Here is a 25,466-nt window from a genome sequence, read left to right as displayed (position 1 = left end):
TCCAGACTACGGGCGCGGCGGCGGCGTGCTGCGGAACGTCGGCTGCGCCAGGGGTCTGTCCGCTGTCAGGCGACAGACCCCCTTCTCGGCTGATGTTCTGCGCGGGGCCGGCCGGAATCGGCGCCTCGACGACGGAGGAGCCGACTCCCGAGGACGCGCAGGGCGTCTCGCGGGAGCCGGCTCCTCGGCTCAGTGCAGTCAGCGCGCGGTGCGGCGGCGTCCGAGTCCGAGCGCGACGGCGCCGGCGGCCAGCAGGCCGAGGGCCGCGGCGGCGAGCCAGCCGCCCTCGACGCCGGTGCTGGCGAGTCCGCCGGTCGGCTTCGCCGGGGTGCGCGGCGGGACGGCCGCGGCCGGGGTGGTGGCGTGCGGAGCCGGCGCGGCGGTGGGGGCCGCGGTCGGGGCCGTGGTGGGCTGCGCGGTCGGCGCGACCGTCGGCTCCGTGGTGGGCTCGGCCGTGGGTGCCGTGGTCGGCTCGCCCGTCGGCACCGGCGTCGGCTCCGGCGAGACCGCCGTGCCGAAGACCGACTCCGCCGAGCCGAGCGACGCGAGCACGGTCTCGCCGTTCGCGTCGTCGACCGCGTCGTTGTCCGTGACCACGAAGACCTCGCCCGAGCCCGTGATGCCGAGCCCCTCGAGCTTCTCCTGGGTCCAGCCGGCGCCCGCCTCGAGCGCCGGCAGTACGTCGGCGGCGAGCGTCTTCTCGAGCATCGGCAGCTCCTCGCCGACCGCGGCACCCGCGCCCGTGGGGAGCGGGACCGTGTAGACGGCCTTGAGGGACGCATCCGGACCGTTGCGCTTGTCGCGCTCGATCACGGCGAGCGTGCCCGCCGGGGTCAGGGTGATCTCGGAGAGGCCGTTCCAGTCGCCCTCGACTCCGGACGGAGCCTCGAGGGGGTAGCCGAAGAAGCTCCAGGTGTCGGCGGCGACGTCGTAGCGGCCGAGGCGCACCACTCCGTCCGCGTCGATCGAGGCCTCGCGCTGCAGCGCGGTCCAGACGATCTCGCCCTCGGCACCGGTCTCGATCGTGACGCCCTCGAAGCCCTGCGAGCCGAGCGCCTCGGCGACCTCGGCGGGGAGCGCGATGCGCTCGAGCACCGCGGCGGACGCGTCGAGGCGCAGCAGGGCGTTCTCGGGTCCGGTCGCGCCCTCGGTCACGGCCCAGAAACCGCCGCCGGTGCGCGCCGCGATGCCCTCGAGGTCGAGGGCGGCCGGCTCACCCGCCTCGGTGACGGTCGTCGTCGCGTCCAGCACCGCGGGGGTGACGGAGGTGTCGATCGAGTGGATCGTGCTCGGCGCGTAGGCGCTGTCGCTCACCGCGTAGAGGCGGTCGGCGTCGGCCGGGTCGGTCGAGAGCCCCGAGAGAGCGCCCCAGGGCAGCGGCGATCCGTCGGCCTCGGTCGAGACGAGCGTGGGGAACGCGGGGGCGGAGGCGCCGAGCGCGTAGAGCTGCACGGTCGCGCGCAGCGCCGCCTCGGCGTCGTCGGTCTCGCTCGAGACGACGAGGAGGTCGCGCTCGGGCAGGGCGAGCAGCCCCTCCGGACCGGGCGTCGACGGCAGCGCCTGCACGAGGCGCGGCGCAGTCGGGTCGGAGACGTCGTAGACCGCGACGAAGTTGGCGCGCTCGGCGCCGACGAAGACGTAGGGCACGCCGTCGAAGGTCGCCGAGAGCAGGCCCTCGGGCTCGGAGCCCTTCGCGTCGGAGCGCTTGTCGGGGTAAAGGCCGAGGCTCACGGCGAGGTGGTCGAAGGTGTTCCCCGCGTCCCACTGCACCGCTCCGGTGGCCGCGTCGAGGATCGACCAGCCGCGCGTGCCGCCCTTCCAGTCGCCCTCGTTCGCGATCGCGACGTGCGCATCGCCGACCCAGCCGATGGCGTCGGGCTCGCGCGGGACGTCGGTGATCGATCCGGTGAGCGAGATCGTGTCGTCGTCGAGCGTGTCGATGCCGTCGACCGAGACGGTGCCCGCGGAGTAGGAGGTGAGGACCTCGCGCGAGGCCAGGTCGACGATCGCGACGGCGTTGTTCTCCTGCAGGGTCACGGCGACGGCCGTGTCGGCGGGGTTGATCGAGACGTACTCGGGCTCGGGGTCCTCGGGGGTGTCGAGGCCCGCGAGTCCGGTGAGGGAGACGTGCTCGGCGACCCAGGTCGAGGGGTCCCCGGCCAGGTCCATGATGACGAGCTCGCCGGCGGGCGCCTGCGGCAGGTCGCCCTCCTCGGCGCCCTCGGGGGTGGACTCCTCGTCGCGCTGGTTCTCGATCGCGATGACCGCGGTGTCGCCGGCGGTGGTGACGTCGATCGAGTCGGGCTGTCCGCCGAGCTCGATCGTCGCGACAGGCGCGAGATCGGAGGCGTGCAGCACGCTCACGTGACCGGAGGGGTTCGCGAAGTCGCCGTCGCTCGTGTCGACGACCGCGAGGACGTACTCGCCGGTCGCGTAGACCGAGGTCGGCTCTCCGCCGACGTCAACGCCGCCGAGCGGCTCGGGCGACTCGGGGTCGCTGATGTCGAGCACGTTGATGCGCTGGCCGGCCGAGTCGGTCGAGTAGACGAGGCGGCCGTCGGGCGACGCGCTCGAGATCTCGGCGACGGCGGAGTCGACGGCCGGGTCGGCGGCGTTGAGGTACGCGGGCACGGTGGCGATGCGGGTGAAGAAGGAGTCGCCGCTCGCCGCGGCGGGCAGGGCGGCTCCGAGCGTGCAGCTCGCGAGGGTGAGGACGATCGCGGCGCCGGCGGCGCGGCGGGGGGCATGAGGACGGGGCACGGGTCTCCTGAGCGGGTTCGAAAGGAACCCGTCCACGCTGGTCCGCCCGGGTGAACGCGCGGTCGCCGCGACGTGAACGCGCGGTGCCTGCGCGGGGGTGGGCGGGGTCTCGATGCTCCGCGGCGCCGCTACTCGACCAGCGGAGGGCGTCGGAACCAAGGCTGGGAACGGGCATCCGGATGATCGCGGGCGGATCGGTCTCCTCAGCCTTACTTGTGAGGGCGAGGGGGCTCTGATGCGCGCTGATCGAGTAGCCCGCGGAGTGGGCGTATCGAGATCCCCGTGCTCCAGGTGGGTGGGTCTCGATACGCCGCGGCGCGGCTACTCGACCAGCAGGGGAGGGGCCGCCGTGAGTCCCGCGGCCGCCGTCCCCCACGCCGCCAGCGCGGAGCGCACGCGCTCGTCGCGCGCCAGCCCCAGCGCCTCGGCGTACGCGCCCTCCAGCACGTCGTCGATCCGCACGCGCGCGCCCGACTCGGAGGAGTGCACCGCCGCCTCCACCATCGCCAGGCTCCGCACGTTCGCGTGCACCTCGCCCGAGGGCGTGCGCCCGGTGCGCAGCGCGGAGACGAACTCGGCGAGCGAGCCGCGGATCTCCTCCGGCACCGGCTCGAGCACTCCGGTCCGCGCGAAATCGGACTCCCGCTCCTGCAGCTCCGGCGCCCCGTCCCCGTCCCAGCGCGCCGTGCCGCCCGCGCCGTTCACGCGCCAGCTGCCGTTCCACGACGTCTCGAACCCGTCGGCGCACCAGCTGCCCGTGTAAGTGAAGCGCACCCCTCCGGCGAACTCGAACACCGCGGTCGCCGCCGCGCCGTCGGCGTACCAGCTCCACTCCGGGTTGTACTCCTCGCAGTACACCGACACCGGGTCGCGGTCGAGCACGTACCGCGCCGCGTCGAACGCGTGGATCGCCATGTCGACGAGCAGCACGTGCGGCATCTCCTCGCGGAACCCGCCGAAGTGCGGCGCCTTCGCGAACTCGACGGAGGCGCTGCCGAGGGTCCCGAGCTCGGCGACCTGCGCACGGAACGCGGCGATCGCGGCGTAGTAGCGGCGCGACTGGCTGGTCATCAGCAGCCGCCCCGAGGCCTCCGCGGTCGCCGCGAGCACGAGCGCCTCGGCGACGGTCGGCGCGATCGGCTTCTCGCAGAGCACCGGCAGCCCGGCGAACAGCGCCTCCGTGCTCACGGGCAGGTGCGCGCGAGGCACCGTCACGTTGACCACGGCGTCGGCGCCCGAGCGCGTGGCGACCTCGGCGACGGAGGTGCCGATCGCGACCGGAGCGACCCCCTCCTCCGCCGCGGCCCGCTCGGCCAGGTCGGTGTCGAGGTCGACCAGGCCGACCAGCTCGACGTCGGCCGAGTCGCGCAGTGCGTGCAGCCAGGCGCGCCCCATCGCCCCCGCGCCGACCTGGACGATGCGCACGGGAGCGGTCATCGGACGAGCGCCCCCTCGTAGTCGTGACCGTTGTGGAAGTCCTCGGTCTCGTACCGCTGCAGCACCGGCAGGGTGCGCTCGGGGCGGAGGGTGCGCGCCCACTCCACTCCGTTCGCGATCACGCGCCGCACGTCGGGGTGGTGGTAGACGGGGTAGTCCTGGTCGCCGGGCGAGAAGAAGAACACCTTGCCGTGCCCCCGCTTCCAGGTCATCCCCGAGCGGAACACCTCGCCGCCCGAGAACGTCGAGAGGAAGATCAGCTCGTCGGGCGCGGGCACGTCGAAGAACTCCCCGTACATCTCCTGCTGGGGGATCACGAACGGGTGGGGCACGCCCTGGGCGATCGGATGCGTCGGGTCGACGGTCCAGACCAGCTCGCGGTCCTGCTCCGATCGCCAGCGCAGCGTGCAGGTCGTGCCCATGAGCTTGCCGAAGATCTTCGACCAGTGGCCGGAGTGGAGCACCACCAGTCCCATGCCCGAGAGCACGTGGCGGTGCACGCGCTCGACGACCTCGTCGGCGACCTCGCTGTGCGCGGCGTGCCCCCACCAGACGAGCACGTCGGTGGCGGCGAGGACGTCTTCGGTGAGTCCGTGCTCGGGTTCGTCGAGCGTCGTGGTCGACACCTGCGCGCGCTCGCCGAGGTTCTCGGAGATGCCCGCGGCGATCGTCGTGTGCATGCCGTCCGGGTAGATCGCGCGCACCTCCTCCTCGATCTGCTCGTGGCGGTTCTCGCCCCAGACGAGGACGCGGACGGGAGAGGAGGGAGTGGTCACGGGAGGGTCCTTCACTGGTCGGCACTGACGTGGTCGCGAACGGTTAACCGCTTTACCGCGATGTCCAGGATGATGGACGTCACCGCCGCTCGTCAACCGCGAGGGGCGACGAGCGGAGGAGCACCATGGCGACCATGCGCGACGTCGCCGAGCGCGCCGGCGTCTCGATCGCTACCGTCTCGTTCGTCGTCAACGACTCCAAGCCGGTGACCGCCGAGACGCGGCAGCGCGTCGTCGATGCGATGGCCGCGCTCGACTACCGCCCGCACGCCCTCGCCCGGGCGCTCGCCCGCCGCCGCTCGATGATCCTCGCGGTCGTGTTCCCGCTGGTGCGCCCGCGCCTGCTCAACACGGCCACCCTCTTCTTCGCGGGAGCGGCCGAGGCCGCGGCCGAGCGCGGCTACTCGATCGTGCTCTGGCCCTCGCTCGACTCCTCCCAGCGCCTCGCCGGACTCCGCGCCGACGGGCTGGTCGACGGCGTGGTGCTGATGGAGGTGGCCCTCGACGACGACCGGGTCGACGTGCTGCGCGACTCCGGCACGCCCTTCGCGCTCATCGGCCGCACGCGCGATCCCTCCGCTCTCGACTGGGTCGACATCGACATCGAGGGCATGGTCGAGCAGTCGCTCGCGCGCCTGGCATCGCTCGGTCACGAGCGCGTCGCCCTGGTGCTCGGCGGTCCGGAGCGGGTGGAGGGCTTCGGAGCGAACGCCCGCGCCCGCGAGACGTTCCGGCGCGTGTCGGGGGTGCGGGGTCTCTCCGGAGTGCTGCTCGAGGCTGAGGAGTCGGCTCGCGGCGGACGGGCGCTCGCCGCGGAGCTCGGCGACGTGACAGCGGTGCTCGTGTTCGACGGAGGCATCGCCCTCGGACTCGCGCACGAGCTTCGCCACCGCGGAGTGGGCGTGCCGGAGGACGTGTCGATCGTGCTGCTCGCCTCGACGCCCGACGTCGCCGACTTCGGCGATCCCGAGCTCGACGTGCTCGTCTCGCCCGCGCACGAACTCGGGCGGCGGGGAGTGGAGGCGCTGCTCGCGCGGCTCGAGGATCCGGCGGCGCCACTCGTGCAGGAGCGCATCGGCGGGGAGTGGCGCACCGGCGGATCGGTCGCGCCGGCCGGGCGGGGGAGCGGACCGGACCGGCCTCGGATCGACCGCGGGTAGCGCTCGGTCCGGTCGCGCCTCCGGATCGGAGCGCGCGTGGCAGGCGGCTGAACGGCGACGCCGACGAGGAGCCCGAGCGCCCTGCGGTGCCCTGCCGCATGCGCGGCGAGGCGCGAGCCCTCGTGGACGACAGGAGTGGTGACATCGTCATCGTCACGACAGGATGACGCGATGCGCATCACCTACGATCCCACTGCCGACGCGGCGTACATCATGATGACGGACCGGATCGCGGACGGTTCGGCCGTCCAGCAGCTCGATTCGATCGCGACTCCCGGCGGCCTGGGCGAGGTCATCCTCGACTTCGATGCGGACGGCCGGCTTCTCGGCGTGGAGATCCTCAACGCGCGAGACGTCCTGCCCAGCTCTGTGATCGATGCGGCTCTGAGGGACTCGTCGAGCGACCTTCAGCGCACTGCCGAGGACTGACGCGGCTGTCCTCGTCCCTCCCGCGTCGAGACGGCCGTCACGGCACGATCGCGTCGATGTACCCGCCGTCGACCCGCACCGCCGCGCCCGTGGTCGCCGAGGCGAGCGGCGACGCGAGGTACACGACCATGTTCGCGATCTCCTCCGGTTCGATCAGCCGCTGCAGGAGCGAGTTCGGCCGGTGCAGCCGCATGAACTCGCGCTGCGCCTCGTCCCAGGGGAGGGAGGCGTCGACCAGCTCGTGCACGAAGTCCTCGACCCCGCCCGTGTGCGTCGGGCCCGCGAGCACGCTGTTCACCGTGACTCCGCTGCCCGCCGCGGCCTTCGCGAAGCCGCGCGACACTCCGAGCAGCGCCGTCTTCGACACCCCGTAGTGGATCATCTCGGCCGGCGTCGCGACGGCGGAGTCGCTGCCGATGTACTGCACGCGCCCCCAGCCCCGCTCGATCATGCCGGGCAGGTAGGCGCGGGTCAGGCGCACGCCGGTCAGCACGTTGACCTCGAAGTAGCGGCGCCACTCGTCGTCGCTGATCGTGAGCGGATCGGCGCTGCCGAAGATCCCGAGGTTGTTGACGAGGACGTCGACTGTCGGAACCGCCTCGAGCAGCGCCGCGGTGCCCTCGTCGGTCGCGAGGTCGGCGGCGACTCCGCGGACGGACGCCTCCGGAACCTGCCGCAGCACCTCCGCGACGGCCGTGTCGATCGAGCCCTGCGAGCGGGCGTTGACGACGACGTCCGCCCCGGCCCTCGCGAGCCCGACGGCGATCGCCAGCCCGATGCCCTGCCCGGATCCGGTGACCAGTGCGGTCCTCCCGGTGAGATCGATCGCGATCATGCTGCTCCGTTCTACGGCGCGCGCGGTGCGGGCCGTGCCTCCGATGGTGGCGGGCCGGATCGCGAGACGGAACCTCGGACGACGTCGCCGAGGGGCCCCGGTGGCGCCTCCGCTCCCGGACGCGCGGATCACCGCGTCTCTGCCCGGCGGTCCACCACGCCGGCGCCGACCTTCACTCTCAAGCGAACGCCAGTGCGATCCCGACGACGACGACCAGCAGGAGCGCCGCCGACCCGAACCCGATCAGCAGGGCGAACGTCATCGGGTGCGTCTCCCGGAGGCTCATCGTCCCGGGGATCAGCTCGTTGATCTCCCCGGGGCTCAGCGTCCTCTCGGCGGCGGGGGGAGCAGCGGCCTCCCGACGAGCGGCGTCGGCCCTCTCGCGGCCCCTCCTGCCACTGGCGCGGAGCCCGCGGGCCGCGGGAGGGATCGGCGTCTCCACCGCGGCGACCACCGCCCGCAGGTCCTCGATCTCCCAGTCCGCCCCGCGGAGCCGGAGAGACCGGGTCCCGTCCGACAGGAACAGGACGAGCGAGGGAGGCAGGCGGATCCCCTCGCTGTTCGGGCCGGCGGACACCCGGGTGAGCAGCGCCGCCAACGACGGATCGGCGCGGTCGAACGGGACGACCCGACCTCGCGCGTCCGTGTACTCGATCGCCCGATCCGAGATCCGGAGTGACGCGGTGGCGAGGAACCGCCGGTTGCGGACCCGCAGCACCCCGACGATCAGCACGGCCACGGCCGCCGAGAACCCGAACAGCCCGAGGTAGACGACGAGCGCGGCAGCGGGATCGTCGGCGGCCGCGACTCCCCAGGCGCTCCCCGCCAGCATGACCAGCGCGGGGAGCACCGCGACCGGCCTCAGCCGTCGCGACTCCTGCGTCTGCCGGGCTCTCGAGGGCCGGAACTCGCGAGGAGGCCGGGGTTCGGGCAGGACCGTGCGCCGCCACCACATCAGCGTCGCCACTCCATCAGACGGAAGAGGTCGCCGGGGAGCCGGTGCGGTCGCGGTTCCGGAGACGGTCGTCGAGGAGGCGGCGCATGGCGACAGGGTAGCGGTGCTCCGGGCTGCACGGTCTTGCGCCCTACCGCGCCCCGCGCGTACCGTGCTGGGGTACCTCGTCGCGAGCCGCGACGTCGGTGCGGCCACCTCACCGGCCGACCGGACGGCTCGCGGACACGGGGGCTCCCCGCACGGAAGACGGTCCTTTGCGCATCAGCACCGGTACTGCGTCCACGACGCAGACGCTGACCTCGCACTGACGACCCCCGTGCCCGCCCGCTGAGGGCGAGGCTCCCGCACGCCGGGAGCCCGGTGGTCGTCGCGCGCCGACACACCATCACCGGGAGCACCGTGCCCTCCACCATCACACCCTCCGTCGTCCTCACCGACTGCTCGTTCGCCTGGCCCGACGGCGACGTCGTCCTCGACCGGGTCAGCACCGCGTTCGGCCGCGGCCGCACCGGGCTCGTCGGAGCCAACGGCGCCGGCAAGTCCACGCTCGTCCGGCTCGTCACCGGCGACCTCGCCCCGACGCACGGCACCGTCTCGACGACGGGGCCGGTCGACCTTCTGCCGCAGCGGCTCCGGCGTGGACCCGACGACACCGTCGCCGATCTGCTCGGGATCCGCGGGAAGCTCGACGCCCTGCACGCGATCCTCGGCGGGGACGCCGATCCACGGCACTTCGAGGTGCTCGACGACGACTGGGACCTCGACGCCCGGGCGGTCGCCGCGCTCGGGGAGGCGGGGCTTCCGGAAGACCTGCGCCGGCCCGTCGCGACCCTGTCGGGCGGGCAGGCCGTCCTCGCCGCCGTCACGGGCGTCCGCCTCCGCAACAGGCCGATCGCGGTGCTCGACGAGCCGACCAACGACCTCGACCGGCGGTCGCGCGGTCTGCTGCTCGACCTCGTCGACCGGTGGCGCGGCACGCTGATCGTGGTCAGCCACGACCGCGAGCTGCTCGAGCACGTCGACGAGATCGCCGAGCTGCGGGGCGGCGCGCTCCGCACCTCCGGAGGCACCTACTCGGACTTCGAGGAGCGGCTCGCCCTCGAGCGCGCCGCGGCCGAGCGCGATCTGCGCGACGCCGACCAGCTGCTCCGCGCCGAGAAGCGGCAGCGGATCGAGGCCGAGACGACCATCACGCGACGGGCGAAGGCGGGTGCCCGATCGGCGGAGTCGATGCCGAAGATCCTTGCGAACGCCCGGAAGAACAGGGCCGAGGGCACCGCCGGGCGCCTCCGCTCCGGTCACGGCGAGGCGGAAGCGCGCGCCCGCGAGCAGGTCGACGCGGCATCGCGCGCGGTGCGGGACGACGACGCGGTGCGCATCGAGTTGCCGCCGGATCCGGGGGTGCCGGCGGGGCGGCGGCTCGCCGAGATCACGGTGCGGGGGCGCACGACGGTGCTGCAGGGGAGCGAGCGGATCGCCGTGGTCGGCGCGAACGGCACGGGCAAGACGACGCTGCTCGAGCAGCTCGTGCGGGCGGAGGCTCGTCCGCATCCGATCGCCGACACGCACGCCATCGTGCTCACGGACCGCGTCGGCTGGCTCCCGCAGCGTCGGGAGGGGCTGCTCGACGACGACCGCACGGTGCTCGAGCACGTCGCGCGCGCGGCCCCCGCCGTGCCGACCGGCGAGCTGCGCAACGCGCTCGCGCGGCTGCTCCTCCGGGGCGCGATCGTCGACCGGACGGCATCGACCCTGTCGGGCGGCGAGCGATTCCGCGCCGCCCTCGCAGGGCTCGTACTCGCGCAGCCGGCTCCGCAGCTGCTCGTGCTCGACGAGCCGACGAACGATCTCGACCTGGCCACGACCGACCACCTCGTCGACGTGCTCGCCGCCTGGCGGGGCGGGTTGGTCGTGCTGAGTCACGACGAGGCGTTCCTGGAGCGGCTGGGGCTCGACGGGCGGCTCGTGCTGGACGCGCCGGTGGGGCTCGTCAGCGCCGGCGACTCCGGATGATCAGCGCGGCTCGAGCTGCACGTGCGCCGGCATCCTTGCGGATCGAGTAGCGCGCGGAGCGCGCGTCTCGAGATCCCCGACGTCCAGCAGCTCGGGTCAGAGGCCCGACCCGCGGACCGGGGCGGGTCTCTGAGGAGAAGTCATCTCATCTGTGTGATGCCCTGCCTGCTGATCGAGTAGCCCGCGGAGCGGGCGTATCGAGATCCACCACCTCCAGACAGCCTGATGAGCAGTCCGATCTGTTGAGGCCGGTGGGTCTCGATACGCCCCTGCGGGGCTACTCGACCAGCAGAGGGGGCGGGCGGCCTCTCTTCCCCTCTCCACCGAGATTCACCGCGGCTTCGCCGCTCGATACGCCCCTGCGGGGCTACTCGACCAGCAGAGACGGCGACGGGCATCCCGGTGGAGGGGCGGTCCCGCGGGTTCGTCATCGCGGGACAGGCACGACGGGAACGAGGAATCCGCCCGGCTCGTCGAGCGTCGGCTCGTGGTACTCGGCCGGCAGCGTGTAGCGGTCGGTGCCGTAGCCGGTCACCTCGAAGACCTCGTCCTCGATCGTGCCGACGAGGAAGGCGGAGTGGATGAGGGTCCCGTCGGGTGCGCGTCGGGGATCCCGCGGTGACGTCCCCTCCCACCGGCGGTCGTCGGTGCTGTCGACGACGACGAAGCCGCCGGGCGCCTCCACGAGCCCGGCGGGGTCGATCCCGGTCGTCTCGATGCCGTCGAAGCACAGCTCGGCAGGACCGTCGAAGCCCGGGTCCACGTCGAACGCGCAGAACTCCATCGATCCGTCGGGAGCGACGTGCAGATCGCCGTACGCGCCCACCAGCTCGGGCTCCGGAGCGGCGGTGCAGGCGGCGAGGCCGCCCAGGAGCGCGAGCGCGGCGACGATGCGCAGCACCCGCCTCACGACGGCACCGCCAGCGTGCACCGGTAGCGCGGGCGGTCGGGCCAGCGCGGGTCGACGGGGGCGGGTGCGTCGGTGAATCCGAGGCGCCGGTAGAAGCCGATCGCGTCGTCGTCGGTCCGGGCGATGACCACGGCTCCCGGATGCGTCCGCTGCAGCTCGCGGACGAGGGCCGACCCCCGCCCGCGCACCAGCGAGGCGAGGTACTCGATCTCGAGGCCTTCCTCGACGGGTCGCGCGGCGGCGAACGCGTCCAGCCGGCCGTCCTCGACGACTCCGATGACCTCGAGCGCCGGCAGCTCCTCGTCCCGGATGCGCGCGAGTTCCTCCTCGGTCAGCTCGGCGGCCAGCCGCAGCAGCTCGAGGAACGGCGGCGACGCGAGGTCGGCGGGGGTGAGGTCGCGGATCGGCACGCCTCCGATCCTGACCGATCGGGGCTCGGGAGGGAACGCGGGGTGCGTCCGGCGGCGCTCGGTGAACGGTCGGTACGGGCAGGCCCGTGCCCTGGCGCACCTCTCGGGTTCGAGTGGACGCGAAGCGGGCGCTGACGTCTCCTGAGGCCCCGTCCCGCGTCCACCCGGGTCGCCCCGCACCCTCGAGTGGACGCGGGACGGGCGCTGGGTTCCGCCCGTGCCCCGTTCCGCGACCACTCGCGTCCCTCCGCGCCGGGATGCTGTGCCGCCAGTGCCCGCAGGCGCGTCGAGTCCTCGGAATTCGTCGTAGTCGCGCTCGAGTACGACGACTTCCGAGGAGTGGAGGGGTGAACGCGGGCCCCGACGCTCGGACATCGAGGTCGACGAGCGGCCGCGGGTCGGCTGGGTGGTCACGAGGGGGGGGGGGGCTTGGGCATCCGGTCCGATGAAGCACCAGGACTGCGGGGGATCGCTCTCCTGGGAGACGATCCTGCGCGAGACGTCGGTCCTGGTCGGATGCCGTGCGTCTGCTCCGCTCGCCCTGGAATCCGCGAGCCGGACGATGTTAACGTCAACATAGACCGGGTCCAGAAAGCACTAGTCGATGAAGACGCAGAACTGGAGAACACCATGCAACGACGCAACCGACGCTCGCTCCGCTCGCTCGCCCTCGCCGGTGCGGCCGCCGCCGCTCTCGCGCTCACCGCACTGGGGGGCGCCGTCCCCGCGCAGGCCGCCGAAGGGGAGATCACCTACACGCTCCACCGCTCCGCTGATCCGACCGCGGATGAGCAGGACGCCTACGCCCGGATCACGGATGCGATGGACCGCGCGGTGGCCCGCTACAACGCGAACTCCGACATCACGAAGGTCCTGAACGTCTACTACGCCCCCGGCGTTCCGACGGCCGAGGCCAGCAACAACGGCGATCTCCGCTTCGGCTCGGATCGCGGGTTCATGGTGGAGGGGACCGCCCTGCACGAGATCTCGCACACGGTCGGAGTCGGGCAGAACGGCGGCTGGTACGCGCACTGCGTCAACGGCGTCTGGGACGGCTCGGCCGCGACGGACCTCGTGAAGTCGCTCGACGGGCCCGACGCTCAGCTGAACTGCGGCGGCTCGCACATCTGGCCCTACGGCCTGAACTACTCGGGCGAGTTCTCCGAGGCGGCGTTCACCCGCCACGTCGACGTGGTCGAGGCGATGCTCGCCGACGGCATGTAGGAACCCACCCTCCCGGTGCAGCGGCTCCCGGTCGGCCTCGACGAGGTGGCCGGGAGCCGCTCTGCGTGCCGCGCGGACCTCTCCGGTGTCGACTCCGCGGAAGTCGTCGTACTCGAGCGCGAGTACGACGACTTCCGAGGAGCGGGGGCAACCTCAGCCCGCGTGGTGCCGCCCGATCGGCAGCACCAGCGGGGTGCGCGAGACCGGGTCCTCGATGATCCGCGACTCCATCCCGAACACCGCGCGCACGACCTCCGAGGTCACGACCTCGGCCGGAGTCCCCGAGGCGTACAGCGCGCCGGCGCGCACCGCGAACAGGTGGTCCGCGTAGCGCGCCGCGAGGTTCAGGTCGTGCAGAACGATCACGATCGTCGTGCCGCGGGTGCGGTTGAGATCGGTGAGCAGGTCGAGCACCTCGATCTGGTGGGAGACGTCGAGGTAGGTGGTCGGCTCGTCCAGCAGCAGCACATCGGTGCGCTGCGCGAGGGCCAGGGCGATCCAGACGCGCTGGCGCTGGCCGCCCGAGAGCTCGTCGACCGGGCGGTCGGCGATCTCGAGGGTGCCGGTGGCGCGCAGGGCGTCCTCGACGATCGCGTCGTCGTCGGCGGAGGAGCCCCGGCCGAACCAGCCGCGGTGCGGGTAGCGGCCGCGGGCGACCAGATCCGACACCGCGATGCCCTCGGGGGCGATCGGGGTCTGCGGCAGCAGCCCCACCTGCGTCGCGACCTGCTTGGTCGGCAGCGTGTGGATCGCCTGCCCGTCGAGCAGGACGGCTCCGGTCCGCGGAGTGATCAGCCGCGCCATCGCGCGCAGGAGCGTCGACTTGCCGCAGGCGTTCGCTCCGACGATCACGCTGATCGCGCCGGTCGGCACGTCGAGCGAGAGGCCGTCGACGACGACGCGCTCGTCGTAGGCGAGCGTCACGGCGTCGACCGCGAGCGTGCGGTGCGCCGAGACGGAGCCCGCCGAGTCGGAGGAGGCTCCCGCGGCGGACGGGGCGGGCGTGGTCGATGCGGTCACAGAGTGCCTCCGGTGCGGTTGCGGCGGGCGAGGAGCCAGAGCAGGAACGGCGCGCCCAGGGCGCCCGTCACCACTCCGACGGGGAAGCGGGCGCCCGAGAAGGCGAGCCCCGCGACGTGCTGGGCGACGAGGTCGGCGGCGAGCACCACGACCACCCCGACGAGAGCGGAGGGGACGAGCAGGGACCGCGCATCCGGCACGAGACGCCGCGCGATCGGCCCCGACACGAAGGCCACGAAGGCGATCGGACCGGTGGCGGCGGTCGCGACGGCGACGAGCCCGACGGCCACGGCCAGCAGCGCGGCGCGGTCGCGGCCGACGGCGACGCCCAGGGCGGTGGCGGAGTCGTCGCCGAGCTGCAGCATCCGCAGCCGGCCCGAGAGCAGCAGCGCCAGCGGCACCAGCACGAGCATCGCCAGCGCGAGCGGCGGCACGCCCGGCCACAGCGCCTGGTTGAGGCTGCCGGTCAGCCAGCGCAGCGACTCCTGCACGTCCTCGAAGTCGGCACGCGTCTGCACGTACGCGATCACGCTCTGGAACATCGCACCCACACCGATGCCGATCAGGATCAGCCGTGCGCCCGCGACTCCGCCGCTGCCCGCCAGCCCGGCGATGACGAGCGCGGTCAGCAGGCCCGCGGTGACGGCGATCACCGAGACGGCGACTCCCGACAGCCCGAGGAACGCTATCGCGACGACGGCCGCGGCGCTCGCCCCGGACGTGATGCCGATGATGTCGGGGCTGGCGAGCGCGTTGCGCAGCAGCGTCTGGAAGATCACGCCGCCCATCCCGAAGCCCGTGCCGACCAGCACGGCCGTGATCGTGCGCGGCAGGCGCAGCGTGCCGACCGTGAAGGACGCTCCGGGAACGGTGTCGCCGAGGATCACCCGGACGACGTCGACGGGGGAGTAGACGGTGGTGCCGACGCTGAGCGACACGAGCACGAGCGCCAGGGCGAGGGCGGCGAGGACCGCGCAGCCGATCGCGGTGCGGCGGGCGCGCCGGCTCCGCCCGGCCACGATGCCGGGCGCGTCTCCGGGGGCGTTCCCGGACGAGCGGAGTGGCGTGGCCGCGCTCACAGGGCCCTCACCTTCGAGCGGCGCACGATCGCGATCAGCACGGGCGCTCCGATCAGGGCGGTGACGATGCCGACCTCGACGTCGCTGGGCCGCGCGACGACACGCCCGACGACGTCGGCGGTGAGCAGAAGCAGGGCGCCGAGCAGGGCCGAGGCGGGGAGGAGCCACGCGTGCGCGGGCCCGGTCAGGCGGCGCGCGAGGTGCGGGACCACAAGGCCGATGAATCCGATGGGTCCCGCGACGGCGGTGGCGGCGCCGCACAGCAGCACGGCGGCGATGCCGGCGACCAGGCGGATGCGGCCGACGCGGCGGCCGAGGCCGGTCGCGAGGTCGTCGCCCAGCGCCAGGGCGTCGAGGCCGCGGGCGCTGGCGAGCGCGAGCAGCGCGCCGACGGCCAGGAACGGCAGGACCTGCAGGATCGCTCCGGTCTCGGCGCCGCCGACTCCGCCGACCTGCCAGAAGCGGAAGCGGTTGAGCGTCTCCTCCTGGGTGAGCAGCACGGCGCTGATCAGCGAGGTGAGCGCGGCGGCGGTCGCGGCACCGGCGAGGGCGAGCTTCAGCGGGGTCGCTCCGTCGCGGCCGAGCGAGGCGACCGCGTAGACGAAGGCGCCCGCGGCGGCCGCGCCGAGGAACGCGAGCCAGATGTACTGCGGGAGGGTCGTCACTCCGAGGACCGAGATGCCCAGGACCACTGCGAGCGACGCCCCGGCGTTCAGCCCCAGGATGCCCGGGTCGGCGAGCGGGTTGCGCGTCATGCCCTGCATGACGGCGCCGGCCAGGCCCAGGGAGGCGCCGACCAGCAGGGCGAGCACGGTGCGCGGCACGCGGTTCTGCACCGCGGCGTCGACGATGGACGCCGGGTCGGGCGAGGTCAGCGCCGGCCACACCTCGGCGAGCGGGATCTCGCGCGAGCCGAAGACCAGCGAGGCGATCGAGGCCAGGGCGAGCACGACGACGACGGCGCCGAGCCAGAAGGGGCGCAGGCGCCGAGCGGCGCCCCGCCCGCGAGTGTCGTCGCGGGCGGGGCGCCGGGGAGGAGCGGAGGCGTCGGTGCTCACGACACCTTGTCGGCGGCCGCCGCGATCCCCGCCGTGTACTCGTCGAGACCCCACGGGATGCTCAGCAGGTTGGGCGAGGAGGTCGCCATCGCGAGGGACGAGCCGTCGGTGAGGACGTAGACCGAGCCGCGCGCGACGGCCGGGATCTTGGAGAGCAGCGGATCGGCCTGCAGGGCCGGGAGGGTGGTCTCGTCGCCGTAGACGATGAGCACGTCGGCGTCGAGCTGGTCGGCGTTCTCGGCGCTGAGGGTGCCGCTGAACGCCTCGGAGTCGCCCGAGAGCTCGACGATGCTGGGCGCGACCTCGAGGCCGAGGTCCTCGACGTACTTCACCCGCGCGTCGTTGGGCGTGTAGTAGGTGAAGGTGCTCGCGTCGGTGGGGTCGTACCAGCCGTAGGTGAAGGTGGTGGCCTCGAGCGAAGGGTGCTCGGCGACGGTCGCGGCGATCTCGTCCTCGACCTCGGCGACCTTCGCCTCGGCCTCGTCGGCGAGCCCGAGGGCGGCGCCGTCGAGCTTCGCGGAGTCCTGCCAGGTCGTGCCCCAGGCCAGGCCCGGGTAGGCGACGGTCGGGGCGATCTGCGACATCGTGTCGTAGTCCTGCTGCGAGATGCCGGAGTAGGCCGAGAGGATCACGTCGGGCGTCAGGTCGGCGATCGCCTCGAAGGGCACGCCGTCGGTCTCGTCGAAGAGCTCCGGAGTCTCGGCGCCGGCCGCATCGAGGGCCTCCTTCGTCCACGCCAGCAGCCCGTCGCCGTCCTCGTCGCCGTAGGAGGCGCGGGTGAAGCCGACCGGCGTGACGCCGAGCGCGAGCGCGACGTCCTGGTTGGTCCAGCTGGTGGCGACGACGCGGTCGGCCGACTCGACGGTGGTCTCGCCGAACGCGTGCTCGACGGTGACGGGGAAGCCGGCCGCGGACGGCGAGGCGTCGTCGGTGCCGGCGTCGGCGCCTCCGGAGCAGGCCGTGAGCAGCAGGGCGGTGAGGCCGAGCGAGGCGACGGCGGTGAGGCGGCGGGGGGTGCGGATGGCGGGCACGAGCGTCCTTCGGAGCGGGGGTCGGTGGATTGCGAAGGTAAGCCTAACCTCACCGTCGCGGAGTCGCCAGACGGCGGGCGGGGTTCGCCCCGGTCTCGCAGGAAGGGGGGTGCCCGGGTCGCGAGAGAAAGGAGTACTCGAAAGGGGCACATTCCTAAGGGAGCCCCTCACGCCAAGGAATCCCCTTTCAGGGGGGTTAATCGCGGCCGGGAATTCACCTGTGTTTCGGGCATGATTCGCCCCTCAGGGAAACGCGGCCCTTCCGGGGGGCGTGGGGGTGACAGATCCTCCGCTCGGTTATCGCTAACTAGGACATCAGTAGATTCGCAGCAACCCCATTCCCTTTCGGATACCGCCGGAGTTCTGTTGCCTCTTTCGTCTTCTTCCGCTGTCCCCCGCGATAGTCACAGGCCTTTCCGACGATCGCGGATCATCACTGCGACCATCGCTCTTCTGGTGTCGGTGCTGGCCTTCGGCGGCCTCGCGCAGCCCGCCTGGGCCGCGACACTGCAGCCCACCTATTCCACCCCCATCAGGGTGCAGGAGAGCAGTGCGGACCTCACCTATTCGGGGTCGTGGACGAAGATCACGGGTGGTGACAACGGTGGCGCGAGCAAATACCTGAACAGCACCGGATACGTTCAATTCAAGTTCACCGGAACGGCGTTCCGCTGGCTCAGCCGCACCACCCCGACCTCGGGTATCGCCAACGTCTATGTCGACGGAAAGCTTCTCGACACGGTCGACCGGTACTCCTCGACGACCAAGTACCAGGTGCCGGTATTCACCAAGACCGGCCTTCCGGACGCCGTGCACACGGTGAAGGTCTCGTACACGGGGAAGAAGAACACCAGGGCGACGGGCGCCAACCTGATCATCGACGCGTTCGAGCTCGGCAAGGAGACTCCGCCCGCGACGCCCACGCCGACGCCCACCACCCCTCCGGTGAGCAGCACGCCGACCGCCTCGCCGAGCGCGACGCCGACGCCCACCGCGACTCCGACGACCGCTCCGGTGATCGTGCCGGACTTCACCCCCGGGACCACCCCGCTGCGCGTCGAGGACAGCCACTCCAAGCTCCGCTGGACGGGAACCTGGCGGTCGATGACCGGCGGCGACAGCGGCGGAGGGATCAAGTACCTCAACAGCGCCGGCTACGTCGAGTTCACCTTCGCGGGCACCGGCTTCACCTGGCTCAGCCGGATGACCCCCTCGGCAGGCATCGCGGACGTGACCATCGACGGGAAGCCGGCCGGCACCGCCGACCGCTACAGCTCGACGACCAGGTACCAGGTGCCGGTCTTCACGAAGACGGGCCTCACGGACGGCGTCCACACGGTCAGGATCGCCCACACCGGCGCGAAGAACTCGCGGGCGAGCGACGGCAACCTCGTCATCGACGCCTTCGACCTCGTCCGCACGGTCGAGACGCCGACGGCCACTCCGACCCCGACGGCCACGGCCACCGTGACGCCGACCCCCACGCCCACTGCGACGGCCGAGCCGACGCCCACGGCCACTCCGACGTCGACTCCCACCGAGACGCCCACGGCCACTCCGACGCCGACGGCCACTCCGACCGCGACGCCGACGGCGACTCCGACCGCGACGCCGACGGCGACGCCGACTCCGACCGCGACGCCGACGGCGACTCCGACCGCCACCCCCACCGCGACTCCGCAGCCGGTCGCCGACTTCTCCCCGACCGGCAGCGACCCGCTGCGGGTCGAGAACAGCCACTCCAAGCTCTCCTACACCGGCACCTGGCGGTCGATGACCGGCGGTGACAGCGGCGGGAACATCGCGTACCTCAACAGCGCCGGACACGTCGAGTTCACCTTCGACGGCACCGCGGTCACGTGGCTCAGCCGCACCACCCCGTCGGCCGGCATCGCGAACGTGTACATCGACGGCAAGCTCGTGAGCAGCGTCGACCGCTACAGCTCGACCACCAAGTACCAGGTGCCCGTCTTCACCAAGACCGGCCTCGCGGACGGCGTCCACACCGTCAAGATCGCCTACTCCGGATCGAAGAACGCGAGCGCGACCGACAAGAACCTCGTGATCGACGCCTTCGACCTGATCAAGACGGCTCCGACTCCGACGCCCACCCCCACCGCGCCGTCCACGCCGACCGACTCGACGTTCCTGCCGACCGGCACGACGCCGAAGTGGGTCGAGCAGAACAACGGCGACCTCGACTACTCCGGCTCGTGGCGCACCATGACCGGCGGTGACAGCGGCGGCAGCATCGGCTACCTCAACAGCGCCGGCAACGTGCAGTTCACGTTCGTCGGCACCGGGTTCCGCTGGATCAGCCGCACCACGACCTCCTCCGGGATCGCGGACGTGTACATCGACGGGACGCGCGTCGCCTCGGTCGACCGCTACAGCTCCACGACGAAGTACCAGGTGCCCGTCTTCGAGCGCAACGACCTCGCCGACACGATGCACACCGTGAAGATCGCGTACACCGGGCGGAAGAACTCGGCCTCGAGCGACAAGAACCTGATCGTCGACGCCTTCGAGCTCGCCGGCGACGGCCGGGCGGTCGGCGGGGTCGAGGCCTTCCCGCTGGTCGAGGGCTACGTCGTCGGCTGGAACGCGCCGTTCTCCTCGGACGTCGTCTCCTACGACGTGCACCGCTCCGACGGATCCACCGAGGAGACGATCGCCACGGTCGCCGATCCGGTGCGGCAGTACCGAGACGAGGACGCGGCGCTCGGAGTGCCCTACTCCTACTGGATCACCGCCCGCGACAGCGACGGCCGCACGTCGACCGTCATCGAGCCGACCTCCGTCACCGCCGAGCAGATCAGCACGCGCCGGACGCTGCAGGCCGCCTTCGACTGCCCGACGCCGACGAAGACGGTGCGGACGGCCGCCGAGCTGAACAGCGCTCTGATCGGCGCCCGCCCCGGCGACGTGATCGGGCTGCAGGACGGCGTCTACGTCGGCAAGTTCGCTCTGCGGTCGATCCCGTCCAGCAGCGAGGGCGTCTGGCTCTGCGGCTCCCCGAACGCCGTGCTCTCCACCGGCACGACGAGCTCGGGCACGGCCCTGATCCTCAACAGCGCGAACGACGTCCACCTCGTCGGCTTCTCCGTGAAGAACTCGTTCCAGGGCATCCACGTGCTGGCGAGCAAGGGAGTGCAGATGGCCGGCCTGACCGTCTCCGAGATCGGCTACGAGGGAGTCCACTTCCGCAACCAGACCGTGGACTCGTTGATCGTCGGGTCCACGATCACCCGCACAGGAGTGGTCACGGCGACCTACGGCGAGGGCGTCTACGTGGGCACCTCCGGCCGCAACTGGTGCCAGTACAACGACTGCGCCCCCGACCGGACCGACCGCATCGCCGTCATGGACAACGTGATCAGCAACGCGGGATCGGATCCGATCGAGGCCAAGGAGGGCACCCGCGACGGCTGGATCATCGGCAACGTGGTCACCGGGACGTCTCGGACGGCTGCCGACGTGAACTCGCTGATCATGCTCGCGGGGAACGAGTGGACCGCGGCCGGCAACACGGCGGTCAACCCGCGCAAGTACGGGGTGTCGATCATCACCAGCGACGACGGGAACGGGAACGACAACCTCGTGACCGCGAACCTCGTCTCGAACGCCCCCGACTACCCGGTCTACGTGCACCAGCCCCAGAGCTGGTCGACCTGGGGCAACGTCGCGAGCTGCTCGAACTCGGGCGGCAGCCCGATCAGCAACGTGGCCTGCACGAGGTAAGCCGGCGTTCAGGCGCAGGAACGGCCGGTACCGCGGATCTCCGCGGGACCGGCCGTTCCGCGTTGCCGGGGTGTTCCGTGCTCCGGTGGCGGCGGCGTCCGACACCGCTGTCGCGAGTCGTCGCGGACGGGGCTCCGGGACGTCACGAGGCCCCGGATCGAGTCCACTCGCGAACGTCGAGCTGCGCGAATCGACGCGAAGCGGGCCTTCGAGAGATGCCTCGACCCGATCCGCGGCGACTCGCGCAGGAGACGGGGTGCCCGGAGGCGCCGCTCCGGGTCAGGCGGCGGTGCGGCGGATCGCGACCACGGTCACGTCGTCGGGAGGCGTGCCGTCGGCGGCCAGGCGCGTGACGCGCGCCACGGCGGCGGAGGCGCTCGGCTCGCCGGCCGTCGCGGTGTCCGCCACGCGGGTCAGCGAGTCCAGGGTCCCGTCGAAGAGGTCGAGCACTCCGTCGCTGCAGACGAGCAGGAGGTCGCCGGGAGCGAGGCGGACGCTGCTGGTGCGCCACTCCTGCGTGCCGAGCGCGCCGAGCGGCAGGTTGTGCGACGGGATCCGCTCGCGGGAGCCGTCGGCCCGGCAGACGATGCCCAGGCCGTGACCGGCGTCGACGGAGGTGATCGCTCCGGTGGCCGCGTCGAGCCGCAGGTGCAGCAGGGTCACGAAGGCCTCGTTCGCCTCGAGGTCCGCCTCGACGGCCCGGTCGACCGCGGCCAGCGTGCGGCCGGGGTCGTGCGAGGGGAGCGCGACGCGGAGAGACGCGCGCACGGTGGCGGCGATCATCGCGGCTCCGACGCCCTTGCCCATCACGTCGGCCAGCGTCACCACGAGGCCGTCCTCGGTGCGCTGCCAGTCGAAGAAGTCGCCGCTGACCGCTCCGCTGGGCACGCACGCACCGGCGACCTCGTAGCCGGGGAGGTCCGGGACGGACTTGGGCTGCAGACGCCGCTGCACCCCTCCTCCGTCGGCGAGCTCCTGCCGCGAGCGCGCGGCCCGGGCCGAGAGCACCTTGGCGACCTGCTCGCCGCTGAGCGACGCCATGCTGAACGACACCACCACGAGGAGGATCAGCGTGATCAGAGTGGTCGACGGCGTGCCGAACCAGGTGGTGAAGAGGTCGCTCCGCGGTCCGGCCGCGAGGAACGCGACGAACCGCACCGCGTAGTAGACCGCGAGGGCCCCCGAGGAGAGCAGCAGCGGCCAGCGGGTGCGCGAGTGCCCCGCGTCCAGCAGTGCGATCTCGCGGGTCGACAGTCCGATGAGCGACGCCATCAAAGCGAGGTACAGCGGGCCTCCGGACCAGTCGTTCACAGCCGGCGAGTCGGCGCTCGACACGGCCGTGACCAGCACGGCGGGGCCGACGACGAGCCACCACGGAGTGGGCCTCGTGCGCAGCGAGCGGCTGCCCATCCACACGCAGCCGGCGCCGGCCACGATCAGTCCGTTGCCCAGCGGATTCGCCCACACCTGATCCGGAGTGAAGTCGCGGAGGTAGGCGAGCGAGCCGGCCATGAAGAGGGCGAGCCCGGCGCACCACCAGAAGCTGAAGGCCGAGCGGGTCGTGCGGAACGTGACGAAGGCGAACAGGAGGAAGAGCGTGAGCGTGGTGACCCCGAAAGCGACTCGGAGGGTCGTGGCGTCGAGCAAGGCGGGTCCCGTGGTCCTTCCGTCAGACCGGGCGGTGAGCCGGTCAGCAGCCCCCCTGACAGGGATCCTTCCACGAGATGCGAGGCCCCTCGCGTGCCTGATCCGAGGCCTCGCCCGCCATGCCGCGGCGCAGTGCCGCCCGGTCACCCTCAAGGGGGGTCTGTGGAGGAGCGGGAGGCCGCCCGCTGCGGCTGCTCGAGGTGCGGAGGGTCGGGTGTCTACTGAAATCTGCCGCTGTCTAGAGAATTCGCTAGAGAGCACGAGAAAGTCCTAGAGAGCCGGCGCCGCGGCTGTCACGGCTGGGCTCGTGCTCGTCGGGCGCGGCTGTCCGGTCGCTGATGCGGGGAGGGCGGCCGGCGAGGGGCTGTCCCGGTCGTCGGCGGGTCTCGATACGCCCCTGCGGGGCTACTCGACCAGCAAGCATTCCCTGCTGATGGAGCGCCTCCGGTCGGGGAGCGTCTTGCTGATCGAGCGCCTCCGGTCGGGGAGCGCCTTGCTGATGGAGCGCCTCCGGTCGGGGAGCGCCTTGCTGATCGAGCGCCTCCGATCGGGGAGCGTCTTGCTGATCGAGTAGCCCGCGGAGCGGGCGTATCGAGATCCGCGTCTGCTGGCGTCGGTGGGTCTCGATACGCCCCTGCGGGGCTACTCGACCAGCGAGCATTCCCTGCTGATCGAGCGCCTCCGGTCGGGGAGCGCCTTGCTGATCGAGTAGTCCGCGGAGCGGGCGTATCGAGATCCACGTGGTCCGGAGAGGGTCAGCGGGGGAGGCGGAGGAGCTGGTGCCTCCGCTCGCGCTCGAGGAGGTCGGCGCGCTCGCGGCGGAGGGCGACGACGTCGGCGTGGCCGAGGGGGAGGCGGCGTTCGCGTCGGCTCCACGCGACGAGCGCGACTCCGACCCGCAGGGCGAGGCGGTCGAGCAGGTCGGCGGACCGGCGGCGAGGGGGAGAGGCGTACCGGGTCGCCCCGAGTGCGGTGTTCATGAGGGTGTCCTTGTCGTGCAGGCGCGTGGGTGCGCCGAAGAGCGCCGCGAGGGCGCGAGGAGGAGCGCGCTCGAGGGGCGCGCGGAGGCACCGCCGCGGAGGCGGTGCAGGACCCGCGAGGGTCCGGGACGGGACGACGATCCGCGCGGGGGATCCGCGGGACCGGGAGCTTCTCGAGCGTCGTCACCGTCTGAGCGATGACGAGCGGGAGGCTCGACCGGTCAGGCGGAGTGGACGCCGGAGAAGCCGGCGGTGACGTGCGCGAAGTGCGGCATGCTCGGCTCCTTTCGTTGATTCGGCTCCGTCGACCGTAGCGGGACGAGTGCGTACCTGGCAAGAGCCTGTGAGCGATGCGCCGTAGATCCGCTCGAGCCCGGCTCGGGCGTCACGTCCGGCTCGCGGGAACGGGTTCGGCTCGCAGGATCCCCCGACTCCGACGAGCCGAACGGGTTCCTGCGAGCCGAAGGTGATCCGGACGTGCGGTGTCCGGGTGCGCCGACGCGTCAGCGCGCGCGGGGCGTGTACCGCACCGGCGGGAACGCCGTCCGCACGATCGCGCGGAGCGACTCCAGCGAGCCGGTGACGAGACCCTGCGCCCGTGCCTGCACCAGGATGTTGCCGATCGCCGTGGCCTCGACGGGGCCGGCGAGCACGGTGCGGCCCGTGCGGTCGGCGGTCAGCTGGCAGAGCAGCTCGTTCTGCGAGCCTCCGCCGACCACGTGCACCGCGTCGATCCGCACGCCCGAGAGGGCCGAGGCCTGCTCGAGCGTCACGGCGTAGGCCTCGGCGAGCGACTCGAGGATCGAGCGCACGAACTCCGCGCGGGTGCGCGGCTGCTCCAGGCCGTTCTCGACGCACCACTCCACGATGCGGCCGGGGATGTTGCCCGGCGCGACGAAGCGCTCGTCGGCCGCGTCGAACGTGGTGATGCGCCCGCGGATCGCGGCGGCCTCGGCGAGCAGGAGCGGCAGCTCGATGCTCTCGCCCGACTGCTTCTCCCAGGTGCGGATGGATTCGGACAGCAGCCACAGACCCGAGACGTTCTTCAGGTAGCGGATGCGCCCGTCGACGCCGCCCTCGTTGGTGAAGTTGGCGGCCCGACCCTCCAGCGAGACCACCGGCTTCTCGAGTTCGACGCCGACGAGCGACCAGGTTCCGCTCGAGATGTACGCCACGTGATCGTCGGTCGAGGGCACCGCGACGACGGCCGAGGCCGTGTCGTGGGAGCCGACGGCGACGACGCCCAGGCTCTCCGGGGCGCCGAGATCGGCGGCGACGGAGGGCAGGAGCGAGCCGAGCCGGGAGCCCGGCTCGATCAGCGGCGCGAGGATCCCGCGCGGAAGGTCGAGGCGCGTGAGGAGGTCGTCGTCCCACGCGCGGGTGTGCGGGCTCAGCAGGCCCGTGGTCGAGGCGTTCGTGATCTCGGTCGCCGCGACTCCGGTCAGCCAGTAGCCGATGAGATCCGGCACGAGCAGCGCCTGACCGGCGAGCGCGAGCACGTCGCGCTCGGCCGCGAACTGGAACAGCGTGTTGAACGGCAGGTGCTGCAGGCCGTTCCGCTGGTAGAGCTCCTCCGCGCCGATGCGGGAGTGCACGTCGGCCACGCCGCGCGCCGTCCGCTCGTCGCGGTAGTGGTAGGGAGCGCCGAGCATCCGGCCCTGGCGCAGCAGCGCGTAGTCGACGGCCCACGAGTCGACGCCGATCGAGACGACCTCCGGCTCCTCGCGCAGGGCGTTCGTCAGCCCCGCGGTGAGCGAGCGGTACAGCTCCAGGATGTTCCAGTGCAGCGCGGAGGAGTCGCCTTCGTATGTGCGCACCGGCTGGTTCGGGAACCGCGCGACGTGGCGCATCCGCAGCTCGTCGTGACCGACGTAGCCGAGGATCACGCGTCCGCTGGTCGCCCCGAGGTCGACGGCGGCGACGGCCTTCATCGCAGGGGCCTCTCGGTGGCGGTCATCGGAGGAACGCCGCGCTCGGGTGCGCAGATGCGACCCATTGAGG

General features: G+C 72.5%; 20 protein-coding genes. 6 read left to right on the top strand and 14 right to left on the bottom strand.

What is annotated here, in order from left to right; all coding sequences use genetic code 11:
* Positions 1-198 precede the first annotated feature (198 nt).
* The 3 genes from C1I63_RS02795 to C1I63_RS02785 form a co-directional block, all read right to left on the bottom strand.
* Positions 199-2,760 carry an esterase-like activity of phytase family protein gene (locus C1I63_RS02795; RefSeq protein ID WP_211315554.1) on the bottom strand — a complete coding sequence of 854 codons (2,562 nt, stop codon included), beginning with the start codon at positions 2,758-2,760 and terminating at the stop codon, positions 199-201.
* Positions 2,761-3,081: 321 nt separating this feature from the next.
* Entirely contained in the window at positions 3,082-4,197 is a 1,116-nt protein-coding gene (locus C1I63_RS02790) for a Gfo/Idh/MocA family protein (RefSeq protein ID WP_107573685.1), read from the bottom strand.
* Entirely contained in the window at positions 4,194-4,973 is a 780-nt protein-coding gene (locus C1I63_RS02785) for a ThuA domain-containing protein (protein ID WP_107573684.1), read from the bottom strand. The genes C1I63_RS02790 and C1I63_RS02785 overlap by 4 nt, the downstream gene beginning before the upstream one ends.
* Positions 4,974-5,098: 125 nt before the next feature.
* Here C1I63_RS02785 and C1I63_RS02780 point away from each other — a divergent pair, with 125 nt between their 5' ends.
* Positions 5,099-6,133 (top strand): LacI family DNA-binding transcriptional regulator, encoded by a 1,035-nt coding sequence (locus tag C1I63_RS02780; RefSeq protein ID WP_107573683.1) that lies wholly within the window; start codon positions 5,099-5,101, stop codon positions 6,131-6,133.
* Positions 6,134-6,304: 171 nt separating this feature from the next.
* Positions 6,305-6,562 (top strand): DUF2283 domain-containing protein, encoded by a 258-nt coding sequence (locus C1I63_RS02775; protein WP_107573682.1) that lies wholly within the window; start codon positions 6,305-6,307, stop codon positions 6,560-6,562.
* A 37-nt stretch (positions 6,563-6,599) separates the two neighbouring features.
* Here C1I63_RS02775 and C1I63_RS02770 read toward each other — a convergent pair whose 3' ends face one another.
* Positions 6,600-7,394 carry an SDR family NAD(P)-dependent oxidoreductase gene (locus C1I63_RS02770; RefSeq protein WP_107575710.1) on the bottom strand — a complete coding sequence of 265 codons (795 nt, stop codon included), beginning with the start codon at positions 7,392-7,394 and terminating at the stop codon, positions 6,600-6,602.
* A 181-nt stretch (positions 7,395-7,575) separates the two neighbouring features.
* Positions 7,576-8,247 (bottom strand): hypothetical protein, encoded by a 672-nt coding sequence (locus tag C1I63_RS02765; RefSeq protein WP_107573681.1) that lies wholly within the window; start codon positions 8,245-8,247, stop codon positions 7,576-7,578.
* 504 nt (positions 8,248-8,751) lie between these two features.
* Between C1I63_RS02765 and C1I63_RS02760 the strand changes: the two genes are divergently transcribed.
* The gene (locus C1I63_RS02760) at positions 8,752-10,365 is read left to right on the top strand and encodes an ATP-binding cassette domain-containing protein (RefSeq protein ID WP_107575709.1); all 1,614 of its coding nucleotides are present in this window, start codon (positions 8,752-8,754) and stop codon (positions 10,363-10,365) included.
* A gap of 427 nt (positions 10,366-10,792) precedes the next feature.
* On the opposite strand, the gene C1I63_RS02755 is transcribed toward C1I63_RS02760, so the two are convergent.
* Together C1I63_RS02755 and C1I63_RS02750 are read right to left on the bottom strand one after the other, a co-directional pair.
* Positions 10,793-11,275 (bottom strand): hypothetical protein, encoded by a 483-nt coding sequence (locus C1I63_RS02755; protein WP_146168351.1) that lies wholly within the window; start codon positions 11,273-11,275, stop codon positions 10,793-10,795.
* Positions 11,272-11,685, bottom strand: a complete 414-nt coding sequence (locus C1I63_RS02750) for a GNAT family N-acetyltransferase (RefSeq protein ID WP_107573679.1) — start codon at positions 11,683-11,685, stop codon at positions 11,272-11,274. The genes C1I63_RS02755 and C1I63_RS02750 overlap by 4 nt, the downstream gene beginning before the upstream one ends.
* A gap of 630 nt (positions 11,686-12,315) precedes the next feature.
* Here C1I63_RS02750 and C1I63_RS02745 point away from each other — a divergent pair.
* Entirely contained in the window at positions 12,316-12,909 is a 594-nt protein-coding gene (locus tag C1I63_RS02745; RefSeq protein WP_107573678.1) for a hypothetical protein, read from the top strand.
* A 153-nt stretch (positions 12,910-13,062) separates the two neighbouring features.
* Here the strand turns inward: C1I63_RS02745 and C1I63_RS02740 are convergent, their stop codons facing one another.
* From C1I63_RS02740 to C1I63_RS02725, 4 genes are all read right to left on the bottom strand, one after another.
* Complete coding sequence (locus C1I63_RS02740) at positions 13,063-13,833, bottom strand: ABC transporter ATP-binding protein (protein ID WP_243592654.1); 771 nt, start codon at positions 13,831-13,833, stop codon at positions 13,063-13,065.
* A 92-nt stretch (positions 13,834-13,925) separates the two neighbouring features.
* The gene (locus C1I63_RS02735; protein WP_211315553.1) at positions 13,926-15,008 is read right to left on the bottom strand and encodes a FecCD family ABC transporter permease; all 1,083 of its coding nucleotides are present in this window, start codon (positions 15,006-15,008) and stop codon (positions 13,926-13,928) included.
* Positions 15,005-16,066: a FecCD family ABC transporter permease gene (locus C1I63_RS02730; RefSeq protein ID WP_425326970.1), complete on the bottom strand. Its 1,062-nt coding sequence runs from the start codon at positions 16,064-16,066 to the stop codon at positions 15,005-15,007. The genes C1I63_RS02735 and C1I63_RS02730 overlap by 4 nt, the downstream gene beginning before the upstream one ends.
* Positions 16,063-17,097 carry an iron-siderophore ABC transporter substrate-binding protein gene (locus C1I63_RS02725; protein WP_211315552.1) on the bottom strand — a complete coding sequence of 345 codons (1,035 nt, stop codon included), beginning with the start codon at positions 17,095-17,097 and terminating at the stop codon, positions 16,063-16,065. The genes C1I63_RS02730 and C1I63_RS02725 overlap by 4 nt, the downstream gene beginning before the upstream one ends.
* Before the next feature lie 456 nt (positions 17,098-17,553).
* Between C1I63_RS02725 and C1I63_RS19640 the strand changes: the two genes are divergently transcribed.
* Entirely contained in the window at positions 17,554-20,838 is a 3,285-nt protein-coding gene (locus C1I63_RS19640; protein WP_170116297.1) for a hypothetical protein, read from the top strand.
* A 279-nt stretch (positions 20,839-21,117) separates the two neighbouring features.
* Here the strand turns inward: C1I63_RS19640 and C1I63_RS02705 are convergent, their stop codons facing one another.
* Complete coding sequence (locus C1I63_RS02705) at positions 21,118-22,485, bottom strand: PP2C family protein-serine/threonine phosphatase (RefSeq protein WP_107573675.1); 1,368 nt, start codon at positions 22,483-22,485, stop codon at positions 21,118-21,120.
* Between the two features lie 307 nt (positions 22,486-22,792).
* Between C1I63_RS02705 and C1I63_RS02700 the strand changes: the two genes are divergently transcribed.
* Positions 22,793-23,059 (top strand): hypothetical protein, encoded by a 267-nt coding sequence (locus tag C1I63_RS02700; protein ID WP_107573674.1) that lies wholly within the window; start codon positions 22,793-22,795, stop codon positions 23,057-23,059.
* A 181-nt stretch (positions 23,060-23,240) separates the two neighbouring features.
* Here the strand turns inward: C1I63_RS02700 and C1I63_RS02695 are convergent, their stop codons facing one another.
* Together C1I63_RS02695 and C1I63_RS02690 are read right to left on the bottom strand one after the other, a co-directional pair.
* Positions 23,241-23,465 carry a hypothetical protein gene (locus C1I63_RS02695; protein WP_107573673.1) on the bottom strand — a complete coding sequence of 75 codons (225 nt, stop codon included), beginning with the start codon at positions 23,463-23,465 and terminating at the stop codon, positions 23,241-23,243.
* A 503-nt stretch (positions 23,466-23,968) separates the two neighbouring features.
* Complete coding sequence (locus C1I63_RS02690) at positions 23,969-25,396, bottom strand: rhamnulokinase (RefSeq protein WP_107573672.1); 1,428 nt, start codon at positions 25,394-25,396, stop codon at positions 23,969-23,971.
* Positions 25,397-25,466: the final 70 nt, after the last annotated feature.

This window comes from Rathayibacter caricis DSM 15933 (genome assembly GCF_003044275.1).
Taxonomy (GTDB): domain Bacteria; phylum Actinomycetota; class Actinomycetes; order Actinomycetales; family Microbacteriaceae; genus Rathayibacter; species Rathayibacter caricis.
The sequence above is the reverse complement of the archived record's forward strand: the minus strand, read 5'-3'. Positions and strand labels throughout refer to the sequence as shown.